Raw genomic sequence first — 18,219 nt, forward strand, 5'->3', positions numbered from 1 at the left:
CTGCATCGAAACGAAAGAAGGCGCCGAGGTCGCCGACCTCCGTGAGAGAGGCAAGGACCTCGGCGCTTCCTTCCTGCCGCTGTCGAGCGATCAGGCCGACTCGATCAGGGCTGCTCTGATCGAGTCCATCGGTACTGCTCGTGAGGAACGAAACGCGGAGCGATCTTGATGCGGTTCGGGTCGAACTTGCCGCCCAACCGCGGTGCCTTGACCACGCGAATGTCCAGCAAGAGCTTGACGATCCGTCGCTTCTCCAACAGGTCCAGCCGCTCCCACGCGCTCTCGATGTCCTCGGCCTGCAACAGCCGAAGCACGTCGTCGTCGGAGACCGGAGGCACCGTCGCCTTCGCCGCCTGCTCAATCTCCGGGTTCAGACGCCGCTCGATGCTCGACAGCATCGTGAGACTGATCCTGCCTGCGGCGTATTCCTCGGCGGCCTCGTCGAGCCGCTGGCGAAGCCGCGCGACCTGAGCCTCGGCTTCCTGGACGCGCTCCTGCCAGTTCTCGCTTGGCCCGGCGATCACCGCCAAGCTCTCAGGCTTCGAGAGCCAGCCCAGCAGGGCGCCAACCACGTAAGCATCAGTGCGAGGGATGTCGATGCTGATCCTCCGACATCCGACAGTCGGGCAGGCGTAGTTGTCGCGGCGCGTCCCGTCCTTACGCGGCACCATCCCATGCAGACGGACCAGCGGCCCCGAGCAGTAGCCGCACTTCGCGATGAACGACAGCAGCCACTTCGGATGGCTGTGGTTGTCCTCCTCGACGTACCGGGTACGGCGTGCTCGATCTTCGAGCACCCGGTTGACCTGCTCCCAGCGGTCACGAGGGATGATCGCCGGCCAGTCCGCCTCACCGATCACCTTGCCCTGATACTTCCGCAGGCCGGCGATCGTCGGGCTCCTGAGCATCTGCCGCAGCGTCGAGTTCATCCAGCCGCGCGAGTGGTCAGAGGTCGGCTTCATCGGAGTCGGAACACCGGCCTTGTTCAGTCGGGTGACGATCGCGTTCATCGGAACGCCACTCAGAATCTCGTCCACGGCGTTGACGATGATCGCGGCCTTCTCCGGGTCGATTTCCTGACGGAGAAGCACCCCGGTGTGCTCGTCATAAACGCGGCGGTAGCCGAACGGAAGACGACCGTGTGGCCTGCCCTGCTGCGCGTGCAGGCGCACCGTGCGGAGCTGTCGCTCCCGGATCACCGCGGCGTCCTTCTCGGCGGTCAGGAACTCCAAACCCATCATGAACGCATCGTCGCTCCGGGCGAAGTCATAGACCCGTCCCTTCGTCAGATACAGCACCCCGGCCTCCTGGCAGGCGGCGCGGAGCTGGACGTAGGCCAACAGCTCGCGGCCTGCACGCGACGGCTCCCAGGTCACGAAGGCGTCGTACTGCTTCGACGCGATCAGGCGCAGGGCTTCCTCGAAACCCTCGCGCTCGCGGGTGCGCCACTGCGAAGCGGAGCGGTTGGCGTCGGTGATGACCTTGCCAACGTGCCACGTCTGCTGATCGCACCAGGAGCGGCAGTCCGTCTCTTGATCGTCGGTGGATCGCATGAGGTACTGGCGATCCATCGAGGCTCGGGTGTAGATGAGAGCGTTGACCTCATCATCGGTCGGTCGGGTGAGTGTTTGCGTTTTCATGGCGATCAGGTGCTCCGTGCTGTACGGGGTTCCTGATTGCTGGACGAGCCCACGAACGATCTCGACACCGACATGCTCGCGGCCATGGAGGATCTGCTGGACACGTGGCCGGGCACGCTCCTGGTCGTCTCGCACGACCGGTACTTCCTCGAGCGCGTCACCGATCAGCAGTACGCGATCCTCGGCGGGCACCTGCGCCACCTGCCCGGGGGCGTCGACGAGTACCTGCGCCTGCGCGCGCTCGAGGAGCGCGAGGGGTCGTCGACGGGGCCCGGGTCGACGGGTGCTGCACCGGAACCCGGCCTGTCCGGTGCGCAGCTGCGTGCCGCGCAGAAGGAGATGGCGGCGCTGGAGCGGCGGCTGGAGAGGCTCGAGGGATCGATCGACGCCGCGCGCACGGGGCTGGCCGACCACGATCAGTCGGACTACGTCGGGCTGGGCGAGGAGATGGCGAAGATCACGGCGATGGAGGCCGAGCGCGACGACATCGAGCAGAAGTGGTTCGCCCTCACGGAGCAGGTGGGCTGACCGGAGCCGCGTCGAACCCGAGGCTCAGTTTGCGCAGCAACCCGGCGAGGCGGTCGCGGTCGGTGCGCGAGAGGGAATCGAGCAGGAGCGCCTCCGCGTCGACGAGCCGGGTGATGGCGGCGTCGACCCGGGTGCGCCCGTCGTCGGTGAGGGTGACGAGGATGCTGCGCCCGTCCGCCGGGTCGGACTCGCGATGCACGAGCCGGCGACCGACCAGCCGGTCGATGCGATTGGTCATCGTGCCGCTGGAGACGAGTGTCTGCTGCAGCAGCTGCTTGGGGCTGAGCTGGAAGGGCTCGCCCGCGCGGCGCAGCGCCGACAGCACATCCCACTCCCACGGTTCCAGCTCGCTGCGCCGGAATGCCTCGCGGCGAGCACGGTCCAGGTGGCGGGAGAGCCGATCGACGCGAGACAGCACCTCGAGGGGGGAGAAGTCCAGGTCGGGGCGCTGGACGCCCCACGCGCCGACGATGCGATCGACTTCGTCGGCGGCGGTGGTCATCGTTCCATTATCACCGGTCTTCTCGCCGCGCCACGAGATCCGTCACGCGCTCTCGCGGACGATGAGCTTCGTGGGGAGGATCATGGTCCGAGGCTCTCCGCCGGCGATCGCCTCCAGGAGCAGGCTCACCATGTGCTCGCTGAGCTCCCGCCATGGCTGGCGCATCGTGGTCAGGGGTGGATCGTGCTCCTCGGCGAGTCCGGAGTCGTCGAAGCCCGCCACCGCGATGTCGTCGGGCACGCGCAATCCCTCCTTCTTCAGCGTCGCCACCGCACCGGCGGCCATGAGGTCGGATGCGGCGAAGACGGCGTCGATGTCGCGCGTGCGCCCGAGCAGCGTCGACATCGCCACGGCGCCGGATTCTCGTGTGTAGTCGCCGGCGACGACGAGATCGGGATCGAACAGGTCGTCCATCTCGCTCCGGAATCCGCGCAGGCGGTAGCGCCCGCCGGGGGTGTCGTCGGGACCCGCGATCATCGCGATGCGGCGGTACCCTCGGGAGAGGAGGTAGCGCGTCATCTCGCGCGCCGATCCCTCCTCGTCCACGGCGACGGCCGGAAGGTTGCCGGCGAGCCCCAGCGGGTCGCCCGAGCACACGACCGGTACTCCGGCCGCGCGCAGGGAGCCGACGAGCGGGTCCTGCTCGTGCGAGGAGATCAGGAGGACGCCGTCGACGTGGCCGGCGCTCACGAACGAGGCGATGTTAGCGCGCTCCTGGGGTGTGCCGGCCACGAGCAGGACGAGGGTCATCGATCTCTGGGTGAGAGCTTCGGCCGCCCCGCGCAGCAGCAGGGCGTAGGTGGGGTCGGAGAAGAGGAGGTGCTGCGGCTCGGTGAGGAGGAACGCGAGTGAGTTGGCACGCCCTGTCGCCAAGCTCCGGGCGTGGTGGTTCGCCGTGTAGCCCGTCTCGGCGATGGCCCTCTCGACCGCGTCGCGCGCCTCGGGGGAGACCCAGTGGCCGCCGTTGATCACCCGCGACACCGTGCCGCGAGAGACCCCTGCCGTCGCAGCGACGTCGCGGATCGTCGGCTTGCGCATCGAGATCGGTGCCGTGTCCACGATTCCAGACTCTACTCTGGGACCGGTCACAGTCCGGTAACGGATCGCGGTCGGTCTTGACGGATCCCGCGGGTGCGGGGTGATACTGGGACCGGTCACAGTCGCCGGATCGATTCCCGGCAGCCGACGCGCGCGCTTCGGCCACGCGCTTCGGCAGACAGCATCGGTGACCGAGACGCGACGGAGGGTCATGGCGGGCGACATCGAGTGGCCGAAAGTGGACGGCATCGCCTACGGCGGTGATTACTCGCCCGAGCAGTGGCCGCGCGAGATCTGGCACGAGGACGTCGCGCTCATGCGCACCGCCGGCGTGAATCTCGTCAGCATCGGCATCTTCTCGTGGGCGCTGCTGGAGACATCCGAGGGGGTCTTCGACTTCGCCTGGCTCGACGACGTCATCGACCTGCTGCACGAAAACGGGATCCGCGTCGACCTGGGAACCCCGACCGCGGCACCGCCGGCGTGGTTCTACGCCGCCCATCCCGATGCTCGCGTCGTCACGCGGGACGGTGTCACCCTCACGCACGGCTCCCGGGGCATGGCCTCGCACTCGGCGCCGGCCTACCGTGAGGCGATCGTGCGGATCACCGACGCGCTGGCGGAGCGTTACGCGAACCACCCGGCCGTCGTCATGTGGCACGTCCACAACGAGTACGGCACGCCCGTCGGGGAGGACTACTCGGCGCACGCCGTCGCCGCGTTCCGTGTGTGGCTGCAGGAGCGCTACGGTTCCCTCGCCGCCCTGAACGCCGCCTGGGGGACCGCCTTCTGGGGCCAGTGGTACCACGCCTGGGAGGAGATCTCCGCCCCGGCGGCATCCGCATCCGTCGTCAACCCGGCCCAGCGGCTCGACTACGCCCGGTTCACCGACGACCAGCTGCGCGAATGCTTCATCCTCGAGCGCGACACCATCCGGCGGCACGCCACCCAGCCGGTCACGACCAACTTCATGGCCAACCAGAGCTGGACCACCGACCTGTGGGCGTGGGCGCGCGAGGTCGACATCGTCGCCGACGATCACTACCTCTGGGCAGCCGACCGCGAGGGCGAGATCGGACTCGCGATGGCGGCGGACCTGACCCGCTCGGTCGGCGCAGGTGCGCCGTGGATCCTCATGGAGCACTCCACCTCCGCCGTCAACTGGCAGCCGCGCAACGTCGCCAAGCGCCGCGGCGAGATGGCCCGCAACTCCCTCGCCCACCTCGGGCGCGGTGCCGACGCGATCCTCTTCTTCCAGTGGCGTGCCTCCCGTGGCGGTGCTGAGAAGTTCCACTCCGCGATGCTTCCCCACGCCGGCACGACTTCCCGGGTCTGGCGCGAAGTGACCGAACTGGGGGCGAGGCTGGCTCGACTCGGCGAGGTGCGCGGCTCGCGGGTGCGAGCCGACGTGGCGATCCTGTGGGACTTCGAGTCGTTCTGGGCGCAGGACCTCGAATGGCGGCCGTCGGTCGATGTGCGGCATGCCGAGCGCATCCGGCAGTTCTACGAGCAGTGCTGGAAGGACAACATCACCGTGGACTTCGCCCTCCCGGGCCACGACCTCGGCGGCTACCGGCTCGTCATCGCCCCGGCGCAGTACCTGCTGCGCGCGAGCGACGCCGACAATCTCACCCGCTACGTCGCCGCGGGGGGCACCCTCGTCTGGTCCTTCTTCTCGGGCATCGTCGACGAGAACGACGCCGTGCACGAGGGCGGATACGCCGCTCCGCTGCACGAGGTGCTGGGGCTGCAGATCGAAGAGTTCCTTCCGCTCCGGGAGGACGAGACGTGCCGCCTCGCCTGGAACGACGGACGCGACGGCCAGCTCGGCGCCGACGTCTGGCAGGACGCCGTGATCCCCACGACCGCCGAGGTCGTCGCCCGGTACCTCGATGGTCCCGCCGAGGGCGGCGCGGCCCTCACGCGCAATGCGCATGGCGACGGCGTGGCGTGGTATCTCAGCACCCGCCTCGACGCCGACGCGCTCGCCGCGGTCATGTCCGAGGTGTATCGCGACGCCGGCATCGAACGGAGCGACCTGCCCGATGGCGTCGAAGTGGTCACGCGTCACGGCGACGACGCCGACTACCTCGTGGCCGTCAATCACCGTGACGTCCCCGTGACCGTGCCGGCCACGGGACGCGAGATGCTCTCGGACACCGACGTCGAGTCGGCACTGACGCTGGCCGCCGGCGGCATCGCCGTCGTCCGCACTCCCACCGCCCACCGAACCCACAACTGAACAGCACCGACAACTGAAGATCCGGAGCAACGGCTCCACATCCGGTCGTGAAGACGCGATCCCCACCGGGACGACGACGACCCCGAGAAAGGAATTCACATGCGCAAGTCATGGATCACGGGTGCTTTCGCCCTCACCGCCACCGCCGCCCTGCTGGCCGGTTGCAGCGGGGGCGGAGACGCCACCACCGACGATGACGGCGGAGATGCCGTCGACGCCTCCGGCGTGGAGCTGACCGTCTGGGTGGACGAGAATCGCGAGCCCGCCGTCGCTGCGGCCGCCGAGCAGTTCGAGACCGACACCGGCGCGACCGTCACGCTGGTGCAGAAGGACTTCGCCGACCTGCGCGCAGATTTCCTCGCGCAGGTCCCCACCGGTGAGGGTCCGGACATGACCATCGGAGCTCACGACTGGCTGGGCGAGTTCGTCGCCTCGGGCGTCGTCAACACGCTCGACCTCGGCGAGAAGGCGTCGGAGTTCGAGCCGGTCGCCCTCGAGGCGATGACCTACGACGGTCAGCTCTACGCTCTGCCCTACTCGCTGGAGACCGTTGCTCTGATCCAGAACACCGAACTCGTCGGCGAGGAGGCTCCCGCGACCTGGGAGGACATGATCGCGGCGGGTGAGGAGTCCGGCGCGGAGCGCCCCTTCGTCATCAACACCGAGGGTCAGACCGGCGACGGCTACACGATGTACGGCTTCCAGACCTCCTTCGGCGCCCCCGTCTTCGTGCAGGACGAGTCGGGCTCGTACACCAGCGAGGTCGGGATGGCCGGCCCCGAAGGCGAGGCTTTCGCGCAGTGGCTGAGCGAGAACGGCGAGGACGGTGCCGGATACCTGTCGACGACGATCGACTACGACATCAACAACGAGCTGTTCAATTCCGGCGAAGCCGCGTACACCGTGCAGGGCCCGTGGGCGATCGCCTCGTTCCCCGATGTCGACGTCGCCGTCAACCCGATCCCGTCGGCCGGTGGCGAGCCCGCTGCTCCCTTCGTGGGCGTGCAGGGCTTCTACCTGAGCTCGCAGAGCGAGAACGCGCTGATCGCGCAGGAGTTCCTCGTCAACTACATCGCCACCGAGGAGGCGCAGCGCGCACTCTACGAGGCGGACCCGCGCATCCCGGCCTGGTCCACGGTGGCCGAAGAGGTCTCTTCGGACCCGATCATCGCGGGCTTCCTGGCCTCGTCGCAGAACGGCGTGCCGATGCCCTCGATCCCCGAGATGGGGTCGGTGTGGGAGTACTGGAACGCGGCTGAGGCGCAGATCATCGCCGGCGCGGACCCGGTGTCCACGTGGAACACGATGATCGAGGATCTCAACGCCACACTCGGCGGCTGATCCCCGTCGGTGGTGGGGTCGGTGACAGCCGATCCCACCACCGGTCGATTCCACAAGAGGCTCCGTCACGAGGAGGACGAGGATGTCGGTGCACCAACAGACGGGGGAGGCCGCCCCGCCCCAGGAGGAACAGCCGGACAAGCGGCCGCGCGACGCGCACGCACGGCGCTGGAACGGCCGGGGCTGGGGCTTCATCGTGAAGCTCGTCGTGATGATGATCGTCAACGCCGCGGGTCTCGCGGCGATCATCTCGGCGCTGCGGGTGGAGTCGTGGGTGATCCTGGCGGTGCTGGTCGTGCTCCTGGTCGCAGCGGACGTCGTGTACTTCTGGAAGCGCGCCATGCCGCTGAAGTACCTGCTGCCCGGGCTCGTCTTCCTCTTCGCCTTCCAGATCTTCATCTTCGGCTACACCGCCTACATCGCCTTCACGAACTACGGCACCGGCCACAACGTCACGCAGGATCAGGCGGTCGAGGCCGCCCTGATCCAGGGCGAGCGCCGGGTGGAGGGCTCGCCGACCTATCGGCTGGCTGTGGTCGAGCGCGGGCTCGGCGAGATCGGCTTCGCGATCAACGACGGCGGCGAGGTCCTCGTCGGCAGCGAGCTCGAGCCGCTCTCGGACACCGGAGCGACCGTCGCGGCCGGCGCTCCCACCGAAGTACCCGGCTGGACCCCCGTCGACCGATCGCGCCTGCTCAGCGACCAGGACCTGCAGCAGACCGTGGTCGATCTGCGTGTGCCGGTCTCCGACGATCCGAACGACGGCGCCATCCGCTCCCGCGACGGATCGAGCGGCGCGGTGTACCAATCGACCCTCGTGTGGGATGAACAGGCGCAGACCATCACCGACACGACGACGGGCACGGTCTACGACGCGACCGATGAGGGCAGCTTCGTCGCCGCCGACGGCAGCAGCCTTCCCACCGGGTGGTACGTCAACGTCGGACTCGACAACTTCCTCGAGCTCTTCACCGATCCCCGCCTCCTCGAGGCCCTGTCGATCGTGTTCGTGTGGACGCTCGTGTTCGCCACCCTCTCGGTCGTCCTCCCGTTCGGGCTCGGCCTGCTCTTCGCCCTCATCTACAACGATCCCCGGGTGCGGGGGCGCCGCGTGCTGCGCGCGATCTTCATCCTCCCGTACGCGTTCCCGATGTTCATGTCCGCGCTCGTGTATCGCGGCATGTTCAATGCGGAGTTCGGCATCATCAACGATCTGTTCTTCTTCGGCGCCGACATCAACTGGCTGGGCGACCCGTGGCTCGCCAAGATCGCGCTGCTGTGGCTGAACGTCTGGCTGAGCTATCCCTACTGGCTGCTGGTGTGCACGGGGGCGCTCCAGTCCATTCCGTCGGACGCCATCGAGGCCGCCGAGATCGACGGTGCCGGCAAGGTCCGCCGGTTCCGGTCGATCATCTTCCCGCTGCTGCTGGTCTCCACCGCGCCGCTGGCCATCTCGTCCTTCGCCGTCGGGTTCAACAACCTGCCGCTGGTCTACCTCTTCAACGAGGGTGGTCCATCCATTCCCGGAGCTCCGTATGCGCTCGGCAGCACGGACATCCTCATCACCGCGATCTACAGCATCTCGGGCGTCTCCGGCGGCGCCGCCGACTTCGGTCTCGCGAGCGCGCTGGCGATCGTCGTGTTCGTCCTCGTCGGGATCATCGCCGCGATCGCCTTCCGACAGACCCGCCGACTGGAGGAGTTCCAGTGATGTCCGAGAACCGTGTGATGCCCGAGGGGACCGTCCGCACCCGGACGGAGACCGAGTCGCTGATCGCCGTCGACCCGAGCCGCCGCGCGGTCCGTCGCAGGCGGTGGTTCGTCGACGTGGGCTGGAAGTACCTCTTCGCCCTCGTCGTCATCTTCTACGCGATCTTCCCGCTGCTGTACGCGCTGTCGGCGTCGCTCAATCCGCGGGGCAGCCTCTCCGCCGCGACCGCCCTGTTCAGCGAGTTCACGCTCGACAACTACCTCGCGCTGGGCGAGACGCGCTACTGGACGTGGATGGTGAACAGCCTCACCATCTCGGTGGCCGTCGCGATCGGATCGGTGCTCATGGGTGCGGCGGCGGCGTATGCGTTCTCGCGGTTCCGCTTCACGGGACGGCGCGTGAGCCTGTCCGCGCTCCTCATCATCCAGATGTTCCCGCAGGCGCTCGCCTTCATCGCGATCTTCCTGATGCTGCTCGCGATCGGCGAAGTCGTGCCCGCGCTCGGGCTCAACACCAAGCTCGGCCTGATCTGCGTCTACTTCGGCGGCGCGCTCGGCGCGAACACCTTCCTCATGTACGGGTTCTTCAACACCGTTCCGGTGTCGATCGACGAGTCGGCGAAGATCGACGGCGCCACCCACGCGCAGATCTACTGGCGTCTGATCTTCCCCCTCGTGGTCCCCGTTCTGGCGGTGGTCGCGATGCTCAGCTTCGTCGCCACCTTCAACGAGTTCGTCATCGCGCGTCTGGTGCTCAGCTCGCAGGACGAGTGGACGCTGGCCGTCGGGATGTACGGGTGGGTCTCCGACCTGCTGCAGTCCAACTGGGGACTGTTCACCGCCGGTGCGATCGTCGGGGCGATTCCGATCGTCGCCCTGGTGATCGCCCTGCAGCGCTGGATCGTCGGGGGCCTCACCTCGGGGGCGGTCAAGGGCTGAGCACCCGGCGGTTCCCCAGCGGAAAGGCTGGCAGACTGGGGGAGCGGCCCGAGACGGCCGCGGTCCGCCGTGGTGTAATGGCAGCACGACAGCCTTTGGAGCTGTGAGGTCTAGGTTCGAGTCCTGGCGGCGGAGCATGGTGAACACCGACACATCCCTGGCCGTCATCGTCCTCGCCGCCGGCCAGGGCACGCGGATGAGGTCGGCGACACCCAAGGTTCTGCACCGCATCGGCGGCCGCTCTCTCGTGGGCCACGTGCTCGCCACCGCGCAGGCCCTGCAGCCCGCGCGCGTGGTGACGGTGGTGCGCCACGAGCGGGACCTCGTCGCCGCCGAGATCGCCGAACAGGCCCCGGACGCGATCGTGGTCGACCAGGACGACGTGCCGGGCACGGGGCGCGCCGTCGAGGTCGCCCTCGACGCCCTCGCCGACTTCGACGGCGACGTCGTGGTCCTCAGCGGCGATGTTCCGCTGCTGCAGTCGGACACGCTCGCGGCGCTGGTCGCCGCCCACCGCGAGCGCGCCGCGGGGGTCACCGTCATGAGCGCGCTCCTCGATGACGCGACCGGATACGGTCGCGTCATCCGTGACGCGTCCGGCGACGTGCTGCGCATCGTCGAGCAGAAGGACGCCTCCGACGCCGAGTGCGGCGTCGGTGAGATCAACGCCGGCGTGTACGTGTTCCGCATCGACGCGCTGCGGGTGCACCTGGCCGAGATCGGCACCGACAACGCCCAGGGGGAGAAGTACCTCACCGACGTGATCGCCCTCGCCCGGGCCGCGCAGCGGCCGGTGGGCGCGGCGGTCGCGCCCGACACCGCGGCGGCGCTGGGGGTCAACGACCGTGTTCAGCTGTCGGAGGCCGCCCGTGCCCTCAACGCCCGCACCGTCCGGCGCTGGCAGCTCGAGGGCGTCACCGTGCTCGATCCTGCGACCACGTGGATCGACGTTGACGTCACGCTCGCCCCGGATGTCACCCTGCTCCCCGGAACGCAGGTGCTCCGTGCCACGACCGTGGGGGAGGGTGCGACCATCGGTCCCGACACCAGCCTCGTCGGCTGCGAGGTCGGTGCGGGCGCTACCGTGACCCGTACCGATGCGACGTTCGCCATCATCGGCGAGCGCGCGACCGTCGGACCGTTCGCGTACCTGCGGCCCGGCGCGGAGCTGGGTCGCAGCGGGAAGATCGGCACGTTCGTCGAGGTCAAGAACTCCACGATCGGCTCGGGCAGCAAGGTGCCGCACCTGTCGTACATCGGCGACACCGAGATCGGCGATCGCGTCAACCTCGGTGCGGGTGCGATCACCGCCAACTACGACGACCTCGCCAAGCACCGCACCGTCATCGGCGATGACGTGCACAGCGGCTCGCACAACGTCTTCGTCGCCCCCGTTAGAATCGGTGACGGCGCGAAGACCGGCGCGGGAGCCGTCATTCGCAAGGACGTGCCCTCGGGTGCCCTGGCGTTGAGCGTCGCCCCTCAGCGCAACGTCGAGGGGTGGGTCGAGAAGAACAGAGCGGGTACTGCGGCGGCGGAGGCGGCGGCGAGGTCCCGGTCGACACAGAAGGCGGACGATGGCGCGTAAGAAGAAGACGGTCGAGCTCGATCGGGAGCACGAGGTCGCACCCGGACTGGTCGCCAAGACCAAGAAGCGCCTGGTGGTGGCATCCGGCCGTTCTCACCACACGCTCGCCGAAGATGTGGCCACGGCCCTCGGCACCCAGCTGGTGCCCACCGAGTACCGCACCTTCGCCTCGGGGGAGATCCTGACCCGGTTCGAAGTCTCGATCCGCGGCTGCGACGTCTTCCTGGTGCAGTCCTTCGGTCCTCCGGTGAACGAGTGGATCATGGAGCTGCTCATCATGCTGGATGCGGCCAAGCGCGCATCCGCCAAGCGCATCACCGTCGTCGCGCCCTACTACCCGTATTCGCGCCAGGACAAGAAGGGACGCGGACGCGAGCCGATCAGCGGTCGCCTTGTCGCCGATCTGCTGAAGACCGCCGGCGCCGATCGCGTGATGAGCGTCGACCTCCACGCCGCCCAGATCCAGGGCTTCTTCGACGGCCCGGTCGACCATCTCTTCGCCAAGCCCGTGCTGCTGGAGTACTTCGAGCAGAACCTGTCGGGCGTCGATCGCTCGCAGCTCACCGTCGTCTCGCCCGACACCGGGCGCGTGCGCGTCGCGGACACCTGGTCGGACAGCCTCGGGGCGCCGTTGGCGATCATCCACAAGCGCCGCGACCCGAATGTCGCGAACCAGGTGACCGTCAACGAGATCGTCGGCGATGTCGAGGGGCGCGTGTGCCTGCTGGTCGACGACATGATCGACACCGGCGGCACGATCGTGAAGGCGGCCGAGGCGCTGAAGGCGAACGGAGCGCTCCGCGTGATCGTCGCGGCGACCCACGCGATCTTCAGCGACCCCGCGACGCAGCGGCTGCAGAGCGAGGCGATCGACGAGGTCGTCGTCACCGACACCGTGCCCATCCCCGACGACCGGCGCTTCCCGACGCTGACGGTGCTCCCCATCGCGCCGCTGCTGGCGCGGGCGATCCACGAGGTCTTCGAGGACGGCTCGGTCACGAGCATGTTCAACGGTGCCGCCTGAGCGCGATTCCCACAGGCCATTCATAGGCCGGCCAGACGCCGCGCCGTGGTGTCGCTGTCAGGGTGGAACCACGCCGCTCGATCCCCAGGAGATCTCATGACCGTCCGTGCCGTCACCCCCGTCCGTGTCACCGCCGCGAGCATCGGCGTGGTCGGCGCCGCCCTTCTGGCCGGTTGCTCGAGCGCGGGTGCCGACGCTGCGGGCTCCTCCGGAAGCGCCGCCCCCTACACCGACGGCACCTACACCGCCGAGGGATCCTATGCCACACCGGAGTCGGTGGAGGTGGTGACGGTCACCGTGACCCTGGAGGACGACGTCATCACGGCCGTCGAGGTGGTCGGCGACCCCACCAACGCCGAGTCGGAGCGCTACCAGTCCGAGTTCGTCGGCGGCATCGCCGCCGAGGTCGTCGGCAAGGACATCGACGACGTCTCGGTGACCCGGGTGGCCGGCTCGTCGCTGACCAGCGGCGGCTTCACGCAGGCCCTCGACCAGATCAAGGCCGACGCGGCGGCGTGAGGTGACCGTCGCACCCGCGATGTGGCGATTCGATGCCATCGGCGTGCCCTGGCGGGTCGAGACACCCGAACCGGTCCCGGGAGCCGACCGGGCGCGCGTCGGGCACCTCATCGAGGACTTCGACCGTTCCTGGTCCCGCTTCCGTGACGACTCGGTCGTCGCCGCTCTCGCTCGGGGTGCGGGCTCTGCTCCGGCGCCGGCGGACGCCGTGATGCTGCTCGACACGCTGTCCGCAGCGGCGGAGGCCACGGCAGACGCCGTGACGCCGCTCGCGGGAGACGCGCTGGAAGCCCTCGGCTACGACGCCGACCTCACGCTGCGTCCGGCCGGCGTCCACCCGGCGCTTCCGTGGCGCGAGGTGCTCTCGTGGACGAGACGGGAGATCACGCTCACCCGTCCGGCGACGATCGATGTCGGCGCGCTCGGCAAGGGGCGACTGGTGGATCTCGTGTTCCAGTCGTTGCATCACCTTGCCGGCCCGCTCGTGGTGGACGCCAGCGGCGACCTGCGCTCGCGGGGCGCGGTGGAGCGCGTCGGCCTCGAGCATCCGTACGACCCGGATCGGGTGATCGGCGTGTGGGAGTTTGAGGATGCGGCGCTGTGCGCCTCGGCGACGAACCGGCGTGCGTGGGGCGACGGGCTGCACCACGTGATCGACGGACGCACGGGAGAGCCGGTGCGAACGATCGTCGCGACCTGGGCGGTCGCCGACGACGCGATGACCGCGGATGCCGTCGCGACGGCCCTCTTCTTCGACGGAGGTCCACGCTTCGCCCACGACCGGGGCGTGGCGTGGGTGCGCATGACCACCGACGGTCGTGCCGAGTACTCCCCGGGGTGCGCGGCACGTCTGTTCACCGCGTGACAGCGGCCGCGATGGCGGCCCAGTGCGCCTCCGTCATCGACGACACCGGCGTGACGCCCGCGGGCATCCGTCCCTCGATCGCGGTCAGCGCGTCGCGCAGGTCGTCTGCGCTGAGCGTGCCGTCATCGTCCCAGAGTCCCACCGACAGCACCACGCGCATCGGGTCGACACCCGCTGAGGCGAGCTCGCGACCGACGAAGCCGACCTCGGCGGGCGCGCGATCCACCAGTCCGACGTAGCACCACAGGATCAGTCGATCCGCCACCGACAGCAGGGCGCGATAGTCGTGGCCGGAGTCGGCGCGTCCGGCGGCGGGGTCCTCCCAGTCGACACGCACATCCACCGCCAGTGCGACGTCGTGGCGATGCACCGCGTTCGCCACCCTCCCCACCAGCTCGGTGATCGCGTCGCTTCGCCATGCCGCGATCTCCCGGGCATCCGTGCGGATCCGTCCGTCCGCGGTCATCGGCCACGCGGTCAGCCCGGAATGCTCGCGGAAGGACGCGAGGTCGTCGGCCCCGAAGGTGTGATCGGCCAGCAGTTCCGTGATGGCGACCTCATCCGGACGGTACCGTTGCGCGATGTCCTCGGCGAGCGCGACGAGGTCTGCGCCCACGGGGCCTGCCCAGGCGGCGAGCGACGGGAAATCGTCGCTTCGTCGGCCGTCGGCCGTCGTTCCCGCGAGGTGCGGCGAAGCAGCGAGGAGCGCCGGAGCCAGCGCATCGATCGTGAGGGTCACCCGCCGCCCTCCGTCGGAGGTCCACGGCCGCAGCTGCTGGAGGGCCTCTTCGACGTAGTCCCGTCCGGACCGGATGACCTCCGAGGAGGGTTCGCCGACGAGGTCGGGGGGAAAGGCGAGCCAGTCGATGCGCCCCACCGCGAGCGAGACTTCGCCGACGTCCGCCTCTCGCAGGTGATCGACCAGGTCGGCCCAGTCGGTGTCGCCGACGAGCGTCTCGAAGCCGATCCCGATCGTCGTGACCACCGCGCGGTCGGCACCGGCGTCATCATCAGCCGGGGAAGGCGCGCAGGACGCGAGGAGGAAGGCGACCGAGAGGCCCGCGACTGCACGCGCACCGCCGCTCACGGCTCCGCTCCGACCGGACGCGGCGACCTGACGCCGGTGCGCACGAGTTTGTTCCACGCCGCCGGACGCCCTCGCGCCTCACCGGCGATGGCTGCCACCATGACGGCGCTCATCATCATCGAGTACGCCGGCCACAGCGGCAGGGCGTAGGCATGGCGCAGATCCGCCCAGGCGTCGTTGAGACAGACCGCGAGGAGGACCAGCGCTGCCGAGACCGGAAGGCCCAGCCACAGCAGCGCCCCCCAGATGTCGGCATCCACCCCCACCGCCCCCGTCATCAGGGTGATGGCCAGCAGGGGGAGGGCGGCCACCTGGACCACCGGCAGCACGACCGACGCGACCAGAAGCGGCGCGAGAGAGAGTCCGAAGAGTCCGTAGCGCGGACGCCCGATCAGGTCCGCGTGCACGCGCACCGTCTGCAGCAGCCCGCGCCCCCAGCGCACGCGCTGCCGCCAGAGCCCGCGAAGGGTGGACGGGGACTCGGCGTAGACCACCGCGCGGGGGGCGAACACGACACGTCCGTGCGCGCGGTGGATGCGCCAGGTGAGTTCGAGATCCTCCCCGATGCATCCGGCGCGCAGTGGACCCACCGCGTCGAGGATCGCGCGGCGGAAGGCGCCGGCGTTCCCGGAGACGACCGGCAGCACGCCGAAGAAGGACTGGGCTCGACGCATGAGTCCCGTTCCGACGTGCCCGATCACCGCGAGGAATCGCGTCTGCACGCGGTCGAGGTTGACGGGGCGATCGTCGCCGCACACCGCCGCGACCGTCGGATCGGCGAAGGGCCGGAGGAGCTCGGTGAAGGTCTGCGCCGTGAACACGCCGTCGGCGTCGACGAGGAGCACGATGCTGCCGCTGGTGCGTGCGATGCCGGCGTTCAGGGCCGCGGCCTTTCCCGCGTTCTCCTGCGTCATCGCGATGACCCCCGCGTACTCGCCCGCGAGCGCGCGCATCCGCGAGAACGTGCCGTCGGTCGAACCGTCGTCGACCAGCACGACCTCCAGGCCGGCCGGGGCATGGGCGATGATCGAGCGCACGCAGCCGTCGAGCACGACGCCCTCGTTGTAGGCCGGCACCACCACGCTCACCGACAGCGTCGGCGGCGGCGTCGTGGACCGGCGGACACGGTCACGGATCTCCTCGGCGATCGCGAACGGGGCGAGGAGGAGTCGCGCGACTGCGAACAGCATCCACGCGATCCCCGCGACGAGCATCACCGCCTCGATCATCAGGGCATCCCGTGCGCACGAAGCACCGATGACAGTACAGCCGGTGCGGCCGCGGACTGCGCGCCGAACCGCGCGTTCACCTCGAGGACGACGGGAAGGCCCGTGTCGTCGCGGCGGACATCGACATCGGCAGGGCCGGTCACCCCCAGGGCCGTGACCGCCGCCCACGCGATGTCTCCGACGTCGACCGCGCCCTCATCGACGACGCAGCTCACGGCGTTCCCGATCGTTCCGCCGCTCAACGCCGTCTTGCGCAGGACGACGACGGCGCCGTCATCCGCCCCGACGGGTCGATGGATCTGCACGCAGTACTCGGTGCCGGGAGCGAAGCGCTGGATGAGCGCCCCCGATGCCGGCCACGGATCGCTCGCGTGCCGCACGACCGAGACACCGCGCGCGCCGCGCGAGATCCGCGGCTTGAGCACGAGCGGGCCGCCGAGCACGCGCAGGGCCGATGCCGCGGTGTGGAATTCGCCCGCGTCGGCGAAGTCCGGAACGCCGACGCCGGCGCGTCGCAGGGTCTGCATCGTCAGGAGCTTGTCCGAGGCGAGGGCGACCGCGGCCGCCGACGCGATCACGACGGAGCGGCGTGGCGGCTCCGGTGGCAGGGCGGCTCCGGGGTGGCCGGGTATCGACGGTCGGACACCCGCCAGCAGGGGTGCCGCGACCGCGACGATCGGGAGCTCCTCCGACACCGTCGGGATCAACAGGTCGACCTCGTAGTACTCCAGCAGGTGGTGCAGCGTGGCGAGATACTCCGACGAGGTCGCGGGGGGAATGCGCAGCACGAGCCGGGCATCGGAGGAGGCGAGCTCCCGCATGTCCGCACCGATCGTGAAGACCGGATCGTCGGCGAACGCGAAGGGCCGCAGCTGCGCGGCCAGCGCTCGTCCGGCCGGTCCACCGACGCCCGTGAGCAGGACGGTCTTCACGGCTGCCTGCCGTCGACGGGCTCGAGCCGCGTCGATGCGGTGCGGATTTCGAGGGTCTCCGCGCGGTGCTCGGAGCGGACGATGCTCGGTGCGCGGTGGTCGCCCACGAGCATCCGCATCTGCTCGAATCCCTCGGCGAACTCCACGCGGCCCTGGCTGCCGCGGAAGGCGGCCATGCCGCGCAGCCGATCCGCTCCCATGTAGGGCTTGCCGGACTGGTCCCGGTGGCGATGCACGGCGGCGATCTTCGCCGGCAGGTGGGCGCTGATGTCGACGAAGGCGGTCGGCGAGAACTCGCTGGTCACCGAGGGGGATTCGAAGCACAGGATGGAGGTCGCACGGCGCGCGGCGCGCATGACCGCATCGTGCACAGCGGCGTGGTCCTGATGCGCATCGTGGTGCGAGTGGGTGATGATGATGTCGGGCTCGATGCGCCGGAGCGTGTCTTCGATGGCGAGCACCATCTCGTTCGCGTGTTCGGCCAGACACGTGTCGGGGTGGTCGAGGACGTCGATGTCGACGAGTCCCATCGCGTGAGCCCCGGCGACCGCCTCATGGATCCGTCGCTCGGCATCGCCGCCTCGCGACCCGTGGCTCATCACCAGGCCGTGAACGTGCGCGCCCTCGGAGGCCCACCTCGCCAGGGTCCCGCCGGCGGCCAGCTCGAGGTCATCCGGATGCGCGCCGATGGCGACGACCCGCAGCGGGGTCGCCGCTCCAGCTTCGGCGGTCACGCCGCGAATCCCCATGAGACCGAGGCCGACGAGGACCAGCGGCATCACGAGCGTCGCGCTGTGCAGTGCGACCGCGGCAGGGTCGCCCGCGCGGTCGGCGAGTTCGACGAGCAGGTTCAGAACGGCGATGACCAGCAGCGCAGCAGAGATGAGACAACCGCTTCGCGCTCGCTCCCGGTTCCGGTCGGAACCTCGGAGCGAGCATGCTCCGAGAACGATCACCGCACAGGAGGCGGCGACGACGGCATCGATGACGTGCATGGTGTGACCCCCAGCCCGCGGGGCCGTCTCCGGACGAACT

General features: G+C 69.4%; 15 protein-coding genes, 1 tRNA gene and 1 pseudogene. 10 read left to right on the forward strand and 7 right to left on the reverse strand.

Annotated elements, in window-relative coordinates; all coding sequences use genetic code 11:
* Nucleotides 1-104: 104 nt before the first annotated feature.
* A complete protein-coding gene (locus ACGG9C_RS03035; RefSeq protein WP_228481058.1) occupies nucleotides 105-1,640 on the reverse strand; it encodes a recombinase family protein in 1,536 nt (511 codons plus the stop codon).
* Nucleotides 1,641-1,676: 36 nt separating this feature from the next.
* On the opposite strand from ACGG9C_RS03035, the pseudogene ACGG9C_RS03040 reads away from it, so the two are divergent.
* A pseudogene (locus ACGG9C_RS03040) lies at nucleotides 1,677-2,168 on the forward strand (ABC transporter ATP-binding protein); the annotation flags it as partial.
* Here the strand turns inward: ACGG9C_RS03040 and ACGG9C_RS03045 are convergent.
* Both ACGG9C_RS03045 and ACGG9C_RS03050 read right to left on the reverse strand, forming a co-directional pair.
* The gene (locus ACGG9C_RS03045) at nucleotides 2,149-2,670 is read right to left on the reverse strand and encodes a MarR family winged helix-turn-helix transcriptional regulator (protein WP_071042833.1); all 522 of its coding nucleotides are present in this window, start codon (nucleotides 2,668-2,670) and stop codon (nucleotides 2,149-2,151) included. The pseudogene ACGG9C_RS03040 and the gene ACGG9C_RS03045 sit on opposite strands and share 20 nt — an antisense overlap.
* A gap of 42 nt (nucleotides 2,671-2,712) precedes the next feature.
* Nucleotides 2,713-3,708, reverse strand: coding sequence for a LacI family DNA-binding transcriptional regulator (locus ACGG9C_RS03050; protein WP_071043344.1), 996 nt, complete (start codon nucleotides 3,706-3,708; stop codon nucleotides 2,713-2,715).
* 211 nt (nucleotides 3,709-3,919) lie between these two features.
* On the opposite strand from ACGG9C_RS03050, the gene ACGG9C_RS03055 reads away from it, so the two are divergent.
* The 9 genes from ACGG9C_RS03055 (at nucleotide 3,920) to ACGG9C_RS03095 (ending at nucleotide 13,936) form a co-directional block, all read left to right on the forward strand.
* Nucleotides 3,920-5,950: a beta-galactosidase gene (locus tag ACGG9C_RS03055; RefSeq protein ID WP_194385464.1), complete on the forward strand. Its 2,031-nt coding sequence runs from the start codon at nucleotides 3,920-3,922 to the stop codon at nucleotides 5,948-5,950.
* Between the two features lie 99 nt (nucleotides 5,951-6,049).
* Nucleotides 6,050-7,291 carry a maltose ABC transporter substrate-binding protein gene (locus ACGG9C_RS03060; protein WP_071042835.1) on the forward strand — a complete coding sequence of 414 codons (1,242 nt, stop codon included), beginning with the start codon at nucleotides 6,050-6,052 and terminating at the stop codon, nucleotides 7,289-7,291.
* 82 nt (nucleotides 7,292-7,373) lie between these two features.
* Complete coding sequence (locus ACGG9C_RS03065; protein ID WP_194384932.1) at nucleotides 7,374-9,002, forward strand: ABC transporter permease subunit; 1,629 nt, start codon at nucleotides 7,374-7,376, stop codon at nucleotides 9,000-9,002.
* Nucleotides 9,002-9,940: a sugar ABC transporter permease gene (locus ACGG9C_RS03070; RefSeq protein ID WP_228480971.1), complete on the forward strand. Its 939-nt coding sequence runs from the start codon at nucleotides 9,002-9,004 to the stop codon at nucleotides 9,938-9,940. Before ACGG9C_RS03065 ends, ACGG9C_RS03070 begins: the two co-directional genes overlap by 1 nt.
* A 63-nt stretch (nucleotides 9,941-10,003) precedes the next feature.
* A tRNA-Gln gene (locus ACGG9C_RS03075) sits at nucleotides 10,004-10,075 on the forward strand.
* A gap of 1 nt (nucleotide 10,076) precedes the next feature.
* A complete protein-coding gene (glmU, locus tag ACGG9C_RS03080; protein ID WP_194384933.1) occupies nucleotides 10,077-11,528 on the forward strand; it encodes a bifunctional UDP-N-acetylglucosamine diphosphorylase/glucosamine-1-phosphate N-acetyltransferase GlmU in 1,452 nt (483 codons plus the stop codon).
* Nucleotides 11,518-12,552, forward strand: coding sequence for a ribose-phosphate diphosphokinase (locus ACGG9C_RS03085; RefSeq protein WP_194384934.1), 1,035 nt, complete (start codon nucleotides 11,518-11,520; stop codon nucleotides 12,550-12,552). The genes glmU and ACGG9C_RS03085 overlap by 11 nt, the downstream gene beginning before the upstream one ends.
* 96 nt (nucleotides 12,553-12,648) lie before the next feature.
* Nucleotides 12,649-13,071: a hypothetical protein gene (locus ACGG9C_RS03090; protein WP_194384935.1), complete on the forward strand. Its 423-nt coding sequence runs from the start codon at nucleotides 12,649-12,651 to the stop codon at nucleotides 13,069-13,071.
* Between the two features lies 1 nt (nucleotide 13,072).
* On the forward strand, nucleotides 13,073-13,936 hold the full coding sequence (locus tag ACGG9C_RS03095) for an FAD:protein FMN transferase (RefSeq protein WP_336510687.1): 864 nt from the start codon (nucleotides 13,073-13,075) through the stop codon (nucleotides 13,934-13,936).
* On the opposite strand, the gene ACGG9C_RS03100 is transcribed toward ACGG9C_RS03095, so the two are convergent.
* The 4 genes from ACGG9C_RS03100 to ACGG9C_RS03115 are packed head-to-tail and all read right to left on the reverse strand — an operon-like array spanning nucleotide 13,926 to nucleotide 18,179.
* Complete coding sequence (locus ACGG9C_RS03100) at nucleotides 13,926-15,023, reverse strand: hypothetical protein (protein ID WP_194384936.1); 1,098 nt, start codon at nucleotides 15,021-15,023, stop codon at nucleotides 13,926-13,928. The genes ACGG9C_RS03095 and ACGG9C_RS03100 overlap by 11 nt on opposite strands.
* Nucleotides 15,020-16,252, reverse strand: coding sequence for a glycosyltransferase family 2 protein (locus ACGG9C_RS03105; RefSeq protein WP_286717730.1), 1,233 nt, complete (start codon nucleotides 16,250-16,252; stop codon nucleotides 15,020-15,022). Before ACGG9C_RS03105 ends, ACGG9C_RS03100 begins: the two co-directional genes overlap by 4 nt.
* Nucleotides 16,252-17,184, reverse strand: coding sequence for an ATP-grasp domain-containing protein (locus tag ACGG9C_RS03110; protein ID WP_194384938.1), 933 nt, complete (start codon nucleotides 17,182-17,184; stop codon nucleotides 16,252-16,254). Before ACGG9C_RS03110 ends, ACGG9C_RS03105 begins: the two co-directional genes overlap by 1 nt.
* Nucleotides 17,181-18,179 (reverse strand): PIG-L deacetylase family protein, encoded by a 999-nt coding sequence (locus ACGG9C_RS03115; RefSeq protein ID WP_194384939.1) that lies wholly within the window; start codon nucleotides 18,177-18,179, stop codon nucleotides 17,181-17,183. Before ACGG9C_RS03115 ends, ACGG9C_RS03110 begins: the two co-directional genes overlap by 4 nt.
* Between the last annotated feature and the right edge of the window lie 40 nt (nucleotides 18,180-18,219).

This window comes from Microbacterium sp. MTN4-26 (genome assembly GCF_042846595.1).
GTDB lineage: Bacteria > Actinomycetota > Actinomycetes > Actinomycetales > Microbacteriaceae > Microbacterium > Microbacterium luteum.